Source organism: Paenibacillus sp. 2KB_20 (genome assembly GCF_052115765.1).
Classification (GTDB): domain Bacteria; phylum Bacillota; class Bacilli; order Paenibacillales; family Paenibacillaceae; genus Paenibacillus_AQ.
Genome location: NZ_JBFRHH010000004.1, coordinates 204,543 through 217,496 on the forward strand (window position 1 = coordinate 204,543; position 12,954 = coordinate 217,496).

Annotated in this window: 12 protein-coding genes; 3 read left to right on the forward strand and 9 right to left on the reverse strand. The window is 51.6% G+C overall.

All coding sequences use genetic code 11. The features are described 5' to 3' along the window. Positions 1 to 49: 49 nt before the first annotated feature. The 9 genes from AB4124_RS13095 to AB4124_RS13135 all read right to left on the reverse strand — a co-directional run bounded on the left by AB4124_RS13095 (position 50) and on the right by AB4124_RS13135 (position 9,736). Complete coding sequence (locus tag AB4124_RS13095; protein ID WP_441973126.1) at positions 50 to 688, reverse strand: PepSY domain-containing protein; 639 nt, start codon at positions 686 to 688, stop codon at positions 50 to 52. An 87-nt stretch (positions 689 to 775) separates the two neighbouring features. Then, positions 776 to 2,128, reverse strand: coding sequence for a sensor histidine kinase (locus AB4124_RS13100; RefSeq protein ID WP_441973127.1), 1,353 nt, complete (start codon positions 2,126 to 2,128; stop codon positions 776 to 778). Further along, entirely contained in the window at positions 2,125 to 2,823 is a 699-nt protein-coding gene (locus tag AB4124_RS13105) for a response regulator transcription factor (protein WP_076323921.1), read from the reverse strand. Before AB4124_RS13105 ends, AB4124_RS13100 begins: the two co-directional genes overlap by 4 nt. A gap of 36 nt (positions 2,824 to 2,859) precedes the next feature. Then, positions 2,860 to 3,498: a ThuA domain-containing protein gene (locus AB4124_RS13110; protein ID WP_076323920.1), complete on the reverse strand. Its 639-nt coding sequence runs from the start codon at positions 3,496 to 3,498 to the stop codon at positions 2,860 to 2,862. 110 nt (positions 3,499 to 3,608) lie between these two features. After that, positions 3,609 to 4,424 carry a uroporphyrinogen-III synthase gene (locus AB4124_RS13115; RefSeq protein WP_441973128.1) on the reverse strand — a complete coding sequence of 272 codons (816 nt, stop codon included), beginning with the start codon at positions 4,422 to 4,424 and terminating at the stop codon, positions 3,609 to 3,611. 231 nt (positions 4,425 to 4,655) lie between these two features. Beyond that, positions 4,656 to 6,638 carry a methyl-accepting chemotaxis protein gene (locus tag AB4124_RS13120; RefSeq protein ID WP_441973129.1) on the reverse strand — a complete coding sequence of 661 codons (1,983 nt, stop codon included), beginning with the start codon at positions 6,636 to 6,638 and terminating at the stop codon, positions 4,656 to 4,658. A 251-nt stretch (positions 6,639 to 6,889) separates the two neighbouring features. Then, complete coding sequence (locus tag AB4124_RS13125) at positions 6,890 to 8,350, reverse strand: catalase (RefSeq protein ID WP_441973130.1); 1,461 nt, start codon at positions 8,348 to 8,350, stop codon at positions 6,890 to 6,892. A gap of 190 nt (positions 8,351 to 8,540) precedes the next feature. After that, positions 8,541 to 9,365 carry a winged helix family transcriptional regulator gene (locus AB4124_RS13130; RefSeq protein ID WP_339268592.1) on the reverse strand — a complete coding sequence of 275 codons (825 nt, stop codon included), beginning with the start codon at positions 9,363 to 9,365 and terminating at the stop codon, positions 8,541 to 8,543. Beyond that, complete coding sequence (locus AB4124_RS13135) at positions 9,341 to 9,736, reverse strand: Fur family transcriptional regulator (RefSeq protein WP_076323915.1); 396 nt, start codon at positions 9,734 to 9,736, stop codon at positions 9,341 to 9,343. Before AB4124_RS13135 ends, AB4124_RS13130 begins: the two co-directional genes overlap by 25 nt. Before the next feature lie 204 nt (positions 9,737 to 9,940). Here AB4124_RS13135 and AB4124_RS13140 point away from each other — a divergent pair, with 204 nt between their 5' ends. The 3 genes from AB4124_RS13140 (at position 9,941) to AB4124_RS13150 (ending at position 12,856) form a co-directional block, all read left to right on the forward strand. Continuing rightward, on the forward strand, positions 9,941 to 10,948 hold the full coding sequence (locus tag AB4124_RS13140; RefSeq protein ID WP_441973131.1) for a D-alanyl-D-alanine carboxypeptidase family protein: 1,008 nt from the start codon (positions 9,941 to 9,943) through the stop codon (positions 10,946 to 10,948). Positions 10,949 to 11,070: 122 nt separating this feature from the next. Then, positions 11,071 to 11,766 (forward strand): response regulator transcription factor, encoded by a 696-nt coding sequence (locus AB4124_RS13145; RefSeq protein ID WP_430109153.1) that lies wholly within the window; start codon positions 11,071 to 11,073, stop codon positions 11,764 to 11,766. Next, entirely contained in the window at positions 11,759 to 12,856 is a 1,098-nt protein-coding gene (locus AB4124_RS13150; RefSeq protein ID WP_076323912.1) for a sensor histidine kinase, read from the forward strand. The genes AB4124_RS13145 and AB4124_RS13150 overlap by 8 nt, the downstream gene beginning before the upstream one ends. Positions 12,857 to 12,954 lie beyond the last annotated feature (98 nt).

The window sequence follows — 12,954 nt, forward strand, 5'->3', positions numbered from 1 at the left end:
AAGATTAGAAAACGATGAGAAAACACGGACAAGACCTCTCATCTATTCATCAATCGTCTTCATCATCCCAAGTCACCGTCATGATCTTGCCGGTAATCGCATGGACTTGAATGGTCGCTTCACGTCCGTCTTCCCGCTCGATCTCCACCAGGTAGTAACGACTGCTCTTGTTCTCGCGATATTCCACGTCTTCCACCGTTCCCGGTACCTTCTCTAAAGAAAGCTTGATCGCATATTCTTTGGTAATCATCGTTGCAGGCGGTTCCGAAGTGCCACTTCCATTTCCACTTTCCCCGCCTGTCGTTCCCCCTGTTGCTTCCTTGTCACCGTGATCCGCTGGCTCGGAAGGAGGAGTATCTGGATCCGGCTCCGTGGGCTCAACCGGTTCGGTGGGCGGCTGCGAAGCCCTCTCATTCAGCTGCTGGATGGACACGATGTCGCCCTGGCGGGAATCCACCGTCATCTCATACGTTCCGATAGCCGACTGTAGCTCCAATCGATACACCCCGCCATCCAGCGTGGTCTTCGTTATTTCGCCGCCAGGATATTGGGAGAGCACCTCCTCCACCACTTCATCCGTTGACATGGCGGAAGTTGAAGGGCTAAAAGGACTCCATACCACATTCACAATAATCAAAACCGCTACCAGCATCACGACACCCAGCAGCAGACTGACTTTTTTACGCATCGAATCACCTCGGATACAATCTGTCTTTACCGTCAGTATAGCGCAGCATGGTTAGAATACGATGAGAAAAAGGGAGTTGGCTGTCTTTTATTTCGTTGCTTGAAGCCTAATCGTGGCGGTTGTACCCACACCTGGCAGGCTATCCAGCTCTATCGAAGCCGAGATGGCCTCTGCGATATCCTTTGCCAAGGACAGACCAAGGCCGGCGCCCTCACCCCGGCGGGTACGAGCCTCGTCCACCCGGTAGAAACGGTCGAAGACGTGCTCCAGCTCATCTTTGGCAATGCCGATTCCGCGGTCGATGACCCGGATATAAACTTCCGCTGGCTTCCTGCCAACCTGGATGACGATATGCTCATCGCTGTATTTGCGCGCATTATCCAGCAGAATGAACAAGAGCTGCTTCAGCCTGCGGCTGTCCGTCCAGCCGAGAACCCCGCCATCGGCTTCAACCTCCACCGTGCGGTTATAGGCATCGCGAAATGCGCGCGCGGAAGACTCCGATAATGTCACCAGATCCACCTGCTCCATTTCGACCTGCCATTGATCCTGATTGCGGGCAAGCAGCAGCAACTGCTCCGTCAGCTCCTTCATCCGGATCGCTTCCGAATGGATCGCTTCAACGGATTCCATGAATAGCTCGGGCCGGTCCAGACCTCGCCGCTTCAACAAACTGGCGTAACTCTCGATGATGGTGAGCGGTGTCTTTAACTCATGGGAAGCATTGGACACGAATTGCTCCTGCCTTGCATGATTGCTCTCCAGCAGCGTAATCATATCGTTGAATGCAGCCCCCATCTCCACCAATTCATCCTTCGACTTCTCCTTCAGCTCGATTCGCCGAAACCGCCCGCTTTGCCGGATCTCCCGCATCGTTTGGATCAAAGCCGTAATCGGCTGCACGATTAAACGCCCCAATATCCGCGTCGAGATGATGACCGGAACTAAGGCAATTGCGGTTACGGCGACCAGCACGATTCGCAGCACTTGGAGCGTCTCCATCGTAGCGGCAAGACTGCGGGCGACCTGGATATTGACCACGACCCCGTCTCTCCAGATGAGGGGCAGGGAAACCATCGTGTACCGGATATTTTCATACTCGACGACCTTCACCTGCCTCTTCGTATCGTAAGGCAGCTTGAGCTCATCCATATCCTCCCCGGAGGAAGTCACCCAAGTAGATGGATACCGTTTATTGGGTCCGAGCAATTGGATCTTCCCGTCCAGCGGCACATAGCTCCGAAGCAATTCGCCCACCGGGATCGTATCCGCAGCCTTGGCCATTTCCCTCGATATTCTGGAGTCCTCGGCTTCCGCTTGCTCCAGCTGGCTGTCCACCGTCATTTTGCTGAACACATAGTATACGGATAAGTTCATGACAATCAGAATGGCCGCCATCAGCACCGATGAATAGAGGTGGATTTTACTGCTCAGCTTCATGGGGTCTCTTTCAACACATAGCCGACACCGCGGACGGTGTGAATGAGCTCGGATGTGCTGTCATGATCGATTTTCTTGCGGACATAACGTATATATACATCGACGACGTTCGTGTCGCCGTAATAATCGTATCCCCATACGGCAGCGAGAATCTGCTCGCGGTTCAGCACCTGCCGTTTATTCTTCAGTAAGTATACGAGCAAGTCAAATTCACGCGGCGTCAGATCGATCCTTCTGCCATCGCGAATGACTTCCCGTGTACCTTCGTTCAATTTCAAATCCGCCGCCGTAAGCCACTCTCCTGCCGCCTGCTCTTCCGGCTCCTGCTTGCCTTGGAGCCGCAGCGCAGCACGAATCCGCGCCAGCAGCTCTTCGATCTGAAACGGCTTCGTAATATAATCATTGGCTCCAAGATCAAGCCCCGATACTTTATCCTCCACGGAACTCTTGGCTGTCAGTAGCAGTACGGCTGTGTGGGAATCATGGGCACGAATCCGCCGCAGCAGCTCAATCCCGCTCAAACCGGGGAGCATAACGTCCAGCAGAATTAAATCGACGTCCTGACTGCGGTATGCCTCCAGCGCATCCAGCCCGTTATCCGCCTTGGTGACCTGATATCCTTCACTCTCCAGCTCGATTTCAAGCAAACGGGATATTTTCGCTTCATCCTCAACAATTAGTATCTTCCCGCTCAAGCGCGTCCCTCCTACCGATCGTATCGAAATGGCTTCTTAACCCGGAACGCGTGCAGCCCACTTGGCCGCTTGCGTAATCATTAAACGCAGCTGAGGTTGGAGAAAGGACGGCTCGTGATGACCCGGCATCAAGAAGACAACGCGTCCGATGCCATACGTATGGCACCAGGCAGCAGGCCACTGCTTGCCTTCGAATTCATAATGCAGCAGCACGGTTTTTTCCGTAAACGGACTGAATATGAACCGGTAAGGCTCCTCATCCAGCACAAAAGGCTCCACGCCTTCCGTAATATCATGATCGGTCTCCCCCGGAACGAAGTACAGCTTCTCCATGGGCGGGTGTCCGTCAAAACGGGCGCCGATCAGCTGCGCCAGCTCATAACGATTGGCCAGCGTAACGCCGTTATGAATCACAAGCAAGCCGCCGCCTCCGCTTACATAGGATAGCAGACCTGCGGTCTGCCGGGGCGAAACGCGCTCGTCCCATAGGTCGCTGTAGGCGATGCAGAGCTCGTATGGGTAGAGATTGCTTTCATGCAGCATTTTATGATTTTCCGTGCACTGCACGGTGAACATGTCGTTCAGTAGGTGTGTCATTTGTTTATCGATGCCTTGCAGCGGATGAAACTTCGGGTGGGTATAGCTGCCAAGCAGCAATGCTTTTCTTTTATCCATCGGTCATCCTCCTATTTACTACTCAATATTTCACATGATCCTTAGGAACATGCATGAAGAAGCTGGCATGGACTGAAATCTCCCCAACTTCATTACGTTATATCATGACATTATTCTTGGTTTTGAGCAAAGTAGCGGCCAAGCGCCACCATCATGCTGCCCATTCGCTCTTCCTCGGGAACCACCATGCGTTCAATGCCTTCCTCGCGAAGCCCCTGAGCCGTAACCTTGCCGACAGCCGCTGCCACGACCGGTCCGCGGAACGCCTCCAGCACAGCCTCCAGCTTGCCATGGGCACGTGCATAATCCGCAAGAAAACGAAACTGGGGCGCGCTTGTAAAAGCAACCGCGTGAACCTTGCCGCCCACGATTTCGTCAACGAGTTGCGAAACATCCTCCTCCAGCGGCGGAATGTGCTTATAAGGCAGGATCTGCTCTACTACCGCCTCACGACTTTCCAGCCAATCCACCAGCTTCGGAGCAGACTCGCCATGCAGCTGAAGAATGACGCGCTTGCCCGACAGGACATGCGGCTCCAAAGACCGGATCAGCCCCGACGTACTGCCGTCATCATCTCTGACGACCGGTGCCAGCCCGCGCTTTTTCAGCGCATTGGCCGTTTTGTACCCTCTTGCCGCAATCGAGGTGCTCTGCAGCGTTTCATTCAATGTATCCAAAAGGCCCATCTGTTCTGCTGTATCATAAATGGCCTCCAGGCCGATTCCCGTCGTAAATATCGCCCACGGTGCAGGCGCCTTGAGCCAAGCTTCGATCGAACGGCGCAGTACTTCATCATCCAAAAATACGGTTCCCTGGGCCGGACGAAGCAGCGCGGTGCCACCCATCTTCTCCACCAGCTTGGCCATGTCTGCTGCCTTGCGCGGACCAGCTAAAGCGACGATCCGATCTTTCATATGCTGTGCCATGTTATATGCCCCACTCTCATCATTTTCTAGCTTGTGCATCCGTCAGTCTTACAGCTTCAAGCAGTTGATTCCAGTATAAAGGCCCCGCTCCTAGAGATAAAGCCACTTTGGTCTTATTCTTTCATAAAGCCCCCCTTTCCTGCCACAAACAAAAAAGCAGCAAAGGAATATAAGCTCCTTTACTGCTTCAACACGAAATATTCGGGGCATATTACAGCGCCCTTGAATCTCTTAAATCTTAAAGCGTTTCACCATCTCCTGCAGTTCTTCAGCTAAACGGCTTAAATCCGCAGCAGATGCGCTGACCTCTTCCATGGAAGCAAGCTGTTCCTGAGAGGCTGCCGATATGGTCTGGGTCTGGCTTGACGTTTGCTCTGACACCCCACGGATTTCTTCAACGGACTTTTTCGTAGAAGCTGTATCTTGAGCCAATTCCTTAGCCGATTTCGAAGTGGTTCTTACCTGGCCGGACACCGTGTTCACTGCCTTTTTGATACGAGAGAAGGAGCGTCCGGTCAGATCCGCTGCGTCAACGCCGTCCGATACCTTCTGCCTGGCGGCTTCCGTCATTTCCATGGTTCGTTCCACTTCTGCCAGTATTCCTATAATCAGCCCCGATATGTAATCCGCTGAGCTTTCCGACCTTTGAGCAAGCTTACGGATTTCCGCGGCTACAACCGCAAATCCTTTGCCCTGCTCCCCGGCTCTCGCAGCTTCGATAGAGGCATTCAGCGATAATAAACTCGTCTCCTTGGCAATGTCGGTAATGGCGGAAGCGATACCGCCGATCTCCTCGGTCCGCTCAGACAGCTGATGGATAACCCCATTCAGATCATTCATCGCATGATCAATATCCTGCATCGTCGCTGCTGCGGTAATCACCGTCTGGTTCCCTTCTCGGGCCAATTCCTCCGTCTGGTTCATGGCTTCAGTAACCTTCTCCAATACATCCGCAATGTCATCAGCATGCCGGGATACTTGAAGAATACCCTTCAGAATCTCCTCCGCGGCGTTCAACTGACGTTCACTGCCGGCGGCAACCTCCTGAATGGAAGACGTAACATGCTCGACGGCGCTTGTATTTTGCAGGGCGCTTGCGGACAATTGCTCTGAAGATGCGGAAACATTCTCCGTCATGGCTTTGACCCCGTGAACCATGTCCCTGAGACTATCCACCATCTGCTGAAAGTGATCGGCCAACTCGCCAATCTCGTCACGCTTGAAACCATTCATGCGAAGCGTCAGATCCCCCTCGCTAATGACTTCCGTCGCTTGGCGCATACGGCGGATCGGTTTGATCACAGAGCTTACATTCCAAGTCACCATGATTAAGGCGGCTAGCAGCGAAACGCTCATAACCACAATCATCGTTTGGCGGATGCCATTAACGGAGTCGTCAACCTCCTTAACAAACATGGTCCCGGCAATTTTCCATCCGGTTCGTTCATTCGTAATGTAGTTCAATTGTTGCTCGATGCCGTCATGATCATAGTGAAAATGACCGGTTGGCTGCTCATACATCTTGGAGACCCAAGCTTCCTTAGCCAACGCGTCCGTCCCTGCGTCATAATCGGGGTGAAACAGATATTTGTGATTTTGATCCAGCACCATCGTATAGCCTTCTTTACCTACCTGCACTTGGACCAGACTCCGGATGCTATGAAGGTCGAGGTCAATGCCCACGACACCTTTGCCGTCAGGCAGCATCTGAGCTAGCGTTACTACAATCAAGGAGCCCGTGTTCGAAGTATAGGGGGCTGTAATAATCGGTTGGCCCGATGCATTCATTGCCTGCTGGAACCATTCCGTTTGTCTAGGATCATAGTCGGACGGCAGCTTTTCCCCTGATGCCTTGATAATGCCAGCCTGTGCCGTACCGATAAAAACGTCCACCGTCTCCGGATGAAGTCCCAGGTACTGCTTCAGTGCATTGATAGTTGAACCCGCTTTCGCTTCGAGTTCCTTGTCGATTTCAGTGGACTTCATCGCCACGCTTAAATAATTCAGGTCATCGAACTTGGATTGCAGCGTGTGATTAATGATCTCATTCGCCGTCTCGACGCTCAGCGATGCACTGCGCAGAATTTCTTCCTCGACAGTTCCCTTGGCGTCACGGTAAGTGATAATACCGATAGCGCAGCTGGGCACAAGAAGCACGAGCAGAAATGTGAGAATCAGGTTTCTTCTAATACGATTAGCTCTTTTTTTCTTCATGGGTTTCTTTCCTTTCTAAACTGCAGTGAATCTCACCTGTCTTCTATAAAAAAATACTCCTTTCAACTTATCGGCATCTCTAAGACCATTCATTATGTAGTATATATAGGTAATTATTTCCACCAAAAGAGGGGTACCCATGTTATACGGGTACCCCTCTTGGTGGCGGTCATAAACCACCTCTATATAAAGGCCATCCATCCTGCACAGCGAAAAACAAAGATGGCTGGCTCTTATAAGTTCAAACTACGTTACTTCGGCTGATTGGAAGGTATGAATCCGCTCAGGTCTACACCAAGTCCGGCAGCGAGTCTTGCACCATATTCGGCGTCCGCACGGTAGAAATTGCATACGGCACGGAGCTGGATATCAGATTTGACCTGACTGAGGTCATCAACCAGATTGCGGATCAAATGATCCTTCTCCTGTTCCGTAAACGAACGGTACAATTCTCCGGCTTGGGTGAAATCATCTGTTTTTTCAATACGCTGGCGAACAACATGCCCGATGAGCGGTGCTTCGCTTTCATTTACAGTAGGGTCTTCCACAGGACCTGTTGTATAGCTGTTCGGCTCATAGTTTACCGGCGACGGATCTTGATTCACGTTCATCAAGCCATCACGTTGATGATTACGCACAGGAGCATACGGGCAGTTAATCGGGATCTGCAAATAATTTGCACCCAGTCGATGACGCTGCGTATCCGGGTAAGAGAATAGCCGGCCTTGCAGCAGTTTATCCTCCGACGGCTCGATGCCAGGCATCAATGCACTTGGGGAGAAAGCGACCTGCTCAACTTCGGCGAAGAAGTTCTGCGGGTTGCGATTCAAGGTCATGGTGCCGACCGTTACGAACGGGAAGCGATCCTCCGGCCAGGTCTTTGTAGCATCCAGCGGATCAAAGGACAATTCATCCATCTCTTCCGGGGACATCAGCTGTACCTGCAGGCGCCATTTCGGGAAATTCCCGTTTGCGATGTGCTCATGAAGATCACGGGTGGCGTGATTGAAGTCCCTGCCCTGCACTTCGACCACTTCGTCTGCATTCAGCGTTTTCACGCCTTGCACGGATTCCCATTTGTATTTAATGTAAGTCACTTTGCCTTCGCTATTCACCCACTTGAAGGCGTGGACACTGAAGCCATCCATTTCGCGATAGCTCGCTGGTGTGCCATGATCCGAGAACACCCAGGTCATCATTTGCGTGGATTCCGGGGACAGCGTCATGAAGTCCCAGTACCGGCCAGGCTCCTGGATGTTAGTCTCCGGTGAAGGTTTCAAAGAATGCACCATATCGGGGAATTTGATCGCGTCGCGAATAAAGAAGACCGGAATATGATTCCCTACAATGTCATAGTTGCCTTCCCCCGTATAGAACTTCACGGCAAATCCGCGTGGGTCACGTGCCGTTTCGGGTGACCCTGTTCCATGAATAACCGTAGAGAAGCGAACGAACACAGGAGTTTCCTGACCAATTTCCTGCAGGAATGCAGCTCTCGTATAAGGCTTCATGTCGTGCTCCACAACAAATGTGCCATGTGCACCTGCCCCGCGGGCATGAACGACACGCTCCGGAATCCGTTCACGGTCGAAGTGGGCGATTTTTTCGATCAGATGATAATCCTCAAGCAGCGTCGGTCCGCGGCGTCCTGCCGTTTTGGAGTTTTGATTATCTCCGACTGGAGCCCCTTGATTGGTTGTCATTCTATCCATATATGAACCCTCCATCATTTCTATAATTGATTTTAGACTGAATCTAAATTTATGATTTGATTGTATCACTGGAGAATCCATTGGATCATGATTGTCGCATGAGTGTTATATGACCCTTCTATGATCGTTATATGAAGGTCGAATGAATTCATTTTGAGTACAGCAAAATGAACAAAAAAAGGGAGGGGGATTAGTCCGCCAGGCGGTATCCCACTCCTCTTACCGTTGCAATATAGCGCGGGGCTCCCGCGTTGTCGCTCAGCTTTTTACGCAAGCTTTTGATATGGACGTCGACCACATTGCTGCCGCCCATAAAATCCGTATCCCAAATTTTGCACATCAGGTCCTCACGCGTGCAGACGGCTCCTTCGCTGTCCAGCAAGAGCATCAGCAAATGATACTCTGTCTTGGTCAAATGGATCGGAGTGCTGCCCCGGTGAATGGTCATTTTATCCCGATCAATGGATAAGTCTTTATAGATGAGGCCGCGCATGACCTCTTCTCCACCCGACAATCCGGCAGCAGGAGAGAACAATCGGATGGTTCGCTGCACCTGATACATCATCGTATCTTTGGAACGGGCAGGCCATACCATAAGCTCTTCGTTTAACAAACTTGAACCTGCTTTGCTCATTAACTCTTCCCCTACTAGGTATAGAATCGGAATAGAGGAATGTTCGGGCAGCAGGAGTTCCTTCTCCTTGTTGAACGCCGCCATATTCCGGCAGCCCGTCATATCGGCAATAATCAGTCCTGTATTCAATGCCGACTGAAGACGCGGTTCCCATTTGCGGAACATCATCACCTCGAAGCAGTTCTCGGTCAAGGTAATGAACATTTCATTCACCCGTCCGGGGGAACGGCTTAATAACGCAGCCCGCAGGGTTGTGGGACAAGCATCCCCTATCGCCATCGCGATCGGCGTCGTCGGACGAACATACAGATTGCCGGACTGGAAATCAGGAAATGAATAGACCGTTCCCAGTTCCGTCATTTCTTCCGTTTGGTTTGACATTCTGGACACACCCCCCCGAATACGACGTGAGCATGATGGATGACGTAATTGGTTTCACCGGCTACCGTAGCAGCCCAATCCTCTGGCACCTCCGTCATGACCTCGTCCACTTTACCGCATACTTCACAAATAATATGTTGATGATCGTCCATACGGGCATCGTACCGGCTCGCGCTCTCGCCCAGCTTCAATTCACGGATCAGCTGCTTATCCGTCAAATAACGCAGGGAATTATAAACCGTTCCGTACGCTAAATTATATCCTTTCTCCACCAGCCGGTTCATGATATCCGCAGCAGTCGGATGATCATGCGATTCCCGAAGGACATCGTACACCGCTTGGCGTTGCGTCGTCAGATTTAAAGATTTCAAGGTATTCACCCTTTTAATTTATTTTTAGATCAAGTATAAATCCTATTCTCTTCAAGGTCAACATCCCGTGCCAGAATTTCCGCTGGTAATCTTTAAGATTTCTTTAGATTCAATTAAAAATTCCTTTAGCTTGTGTGGTTAGAATTAGAACATACATAAAACGATGAGACATATATAGCCCGCCAAAGGAGGCGATCGATCGCCATGGAATCCATAGCCAAGCATCCCAGTCATGTACCGTCATCCCCTGAACGATCCCGACGGCAAGCCGGCACGATTCGGCATAAACCTGCGAAGCCCCGCAAGGGACGCACAAGATTAAGCTTGCTCCTGCTATTGTTTAGCGTCATTCTGATGGCCGTGTTCATAGCGCGGGTGTTTATTCCTCCTCCCATCAAAGCCAGTTCGGCCATCTTGATTCATGCAGATACCGGCCGCGTGCTCTATGCTATGCATGCCGATCTTCCCCTTCCTCCCGCGAGCATGTCCAAGATGATGACCGAACTGCTGGTGCTGGATGCTGTTCGTTCCGGGCAGCATGCTTGGGACGAGAATGTACCGGTCAGCCGATATGCCGCAGAGGTGCCCGGTTCAGGCATCGGCATGCATGAAGGCGAACGTTATACGTTGAAGCAGCTGTTCGAAGCGCTCATCATCCATTCGGCCAATGATGCGGCCGTAGCTATTGCGGAGCATCTCGGCGGGTCGGAGTCCCGATTCGTGGAGAGCATGAATGCCCGGGCGAAACAAATCGGCCTCTCTGATCGCACCGTATTCGCCAATGCTTCCGGTTTGCCTGCCGCTGACCTCGCTCCCTTTGCCGAAGCGGCCACCGAACGCGATACCGTCATGACGGCCAGGGATTCGGCCATGCTGGCCCGATGGCTGCTTAACAAACATCCGGATTTGCTCGAGGTAACCAGCCAGCGCGATTTGCCTGTTCCGCAGAAGAAGCTTTCCCTGCATACCACCAATCTTATGCTGCCTGGCGAGCCGCATTCTTACGAAGGTAATGACGGATTTAAGACCGGATACACCCGCTCCGCCGGTTATTGCTTTACCGGAACTGCGTCGCGGGGTGGAAATCGGCTGATTTCCGTCGTGATGGGAACCGGGGATGCCGATCAGCGGTTTACGGAAACCCGGAAGCTGATGGATTACGGATTCGAACGGCAAGGCATTCTTTCGAATCTCCTATCCGCCCTTTTTTAATTGTTGTCATAGAAGAACTCACGATTTTGAAGGCCAAGCTGCACTCTATGGGGTCGATTTAGGGTACACTGTTCGTAAGGAATCATCGTTTCCAATGGGGCGATTTACTGGAGGATATCTTAATGAGAAGTATATTAATCGTAGATGATGATAAAGAAATTTCCGGGCTGATTTCTATCTATCTGGAGAATGAGGGTTACCGCGTAATCCAAGCCCATGACGGGGAGGAAGCACTGCTGGCCATGACCACCAATAACGGGGGGGTGGATCTCGTGATTCTGGATGTCATGATGCCTAAGCTGAACGGGATTGACACCTGCCGCAGAATTCGCGAAACCTCGTCCATTCCCATCCTGATGCTGAGCGCCAAGAGTGAGGATATGGATAAAATACTGGGGCTGATGACCGGCGCGGATGACTATATGATCAAACCGTTCAATCCGCTGGAGCTGACGACTCGCGTCAAAACACTGCTGCGGCGCTCCACCCTGTACAATGCCGAACTCCATCGGGAGGACAGCGAGCGGATCGAGATCGATGGGCTCGACATTAACCGAACCACGCATGAAGTAACGGCCAACGGCAAAGCGATCTCTCTGACGGCGAGAGAATTCGAGATTCTGTATTTGCTTGCCCGCCAACCGGGGAGAATCTTTAGCGCCGAGGATATCTTCCAGCAGGTCTGGAAGGAGAAATATTACGTATCCAATAATACGGTCATGGTGCACATCAGCAACTTGCGGGACAAGCTCGAGAAGGAGCTGGGTTATAAGCTCATTCAAACGGTATGGGGTGTCGGGTACAAAATCCATGCGTAAACTGCAATGGAAGATCATCACGCTGTTCTTTGTCGGCGGAGCCCTGACCCTGTCCATCCTGTTCATCGCCCAGCAGATCATCCGAATGATCGGTCGGGAATACTGGAAGGAGCCTTGGGTAAACACCCTTTTCAGAGTTGATCGTACTTTGGAGGATTTCTTCGGTTTCCCCATCATCCCGACGATCATCGGCATCATGCTATTTATCTGCATGGTATTGCTGCTGAGCCAGAGCACCATTCGTCAAATCAACCACTTAATGGAGGGTACACAGCGTTTGGCGAAGGGCGAATTGGATGAAGAGATTATCGTTAACTCGAATGACGAACTGGGCCAGATGGCAACGCACATCAATCAAATGGCCAAGCAGCTCAAGCTATCGCTGGAAGAGGAACGAATGGCGGTCCAATCCAAGAACGAGCTAATCAGCAACGTATCGCATGATCTGCGCACCCCCCTCACCTCCATCATCGGGTACTTGCGGCTGGTCAATGAAGACCATTACAAGGATGAAGTCGAGCTCCGGTATTATACCGATATCGCGTATGATAAGTCGCTGCGCCTGGGCGGACTCGTGAACGATTTGTTTGAATATACACGAATGGGGTACTCCCCGATGAACCGTGTTGACATTAATTTGGTGGAGCTGCTCGCACAATTGGCCGTGGACTTTTCACTAACCGGGCAGCAGGAAGGCGTACAGGTCAACTTCACGCCTAAAACTGAGAAAATCATGATCTCCTCGGACGGGGATAAACTGATGCGCACCTTCGAGAATCTGCTGTCCAATGCGGTACGGCACGGACGGGAAGCCGGGGTGGTGGATTTGAAGGTATCAAGTGATTCGAAGTTTGCCGTCGTACAGGTCATCAATTACGGCCCCCCGATCCCTCAATATGCGATCCCCTATCTGTTCGAGCGGTTCTACCGGGCGGACGAATCGCGCACCGATCAAACCGGCGGCTCCGGACTTGGCTTGGCTATCGTAAAGACCATCGTGGATGCCCATCACGGCACGATTCAGGTGACCAGTAATACGGAACGGACGATGTTTGAAGTTCTCCTACCTTTGGAGACTCCTGAAAATTAACAAAATAAAACATTTAATATTCGACATACAATTCCATTTTCCGATAAAATAGGGGGTGAATGTCTTCATCGCCTTGCCGCCCTTGTGCAAGGTACATG

Bases quoted from the DNA above. Each gene is read 5' to 3' on its own strand.
- AB4124_RS13095 (WP_441973126.1), bottom strand. From the start codon at position 688: ATGCGTAAAAAAGTCAGTCTGCTGCTGGGTGTCGTGATGCTGGTAGCG.
- AB4124_RS13100 (WP_441973127.1), bottom strand. From the start codon at position 2,128: ATGAAGCTGAGCAGTAAAATCCACCTCTATTCATCGGTGCTGATGGCG.
- AB4124_RS13110 (WP_076323920.1), bottom strand. From the start codon at position 3,498: ATGGATAAAAGAAAAGCATTGCTGCTTGGCAGCTATACCCACCCGAAG.
- AB4124_RS13115 (WP_441973128.1), bottom strand. From the start codon at position 4,424: ATGGCACAGCATATGAAAGATCGGATCGTCGCTTTAGCTGGTCCGCGC.
- AB4124_RS13120 (WP_441973129.1), bottom strand. From the start codon at position 6,638: ATGAAGAAAAAAAGAGCTAATCGTATTAGAAGAAACCTGATTCTCACA.
- AB4124_RS13125 (WP_441973130.1), bottom strand. From the start codon at position 8,350: ATGGATAGAATGACAACCAATCAAGGGGCTCCAGTCGGAGATAATCAA.
- AB4124_RS13130 (WP_339268592.1), bottom strand. From the start codon at position 9,365: ATGTCAAACCAAACGGAAGAAATGACGGAACTGGGAACGGTCTATTCA.
- AB4124_RS13140 (WP_441973131.1), top strand. From the start codon at position 9,941: ATGGAATCCATAGCCAAGCATCCCAGTCATGTACCGTCATCCCCTGAA.
- AB4124_RS13145 (WP_430109153.1), top strand. From the start codon at position 11,071: ATGAGAAGTATATTAATCGTAGATGATGATAAAGAAATTTCCGGGCTG.
- AB4124_RS13150 (WP_076323912.1), top strand. From the start codon at position 11,759: ATGCGTAAACTGCAATGGAAGATCATCACGCTGTTCTTTGTCGGCGGA.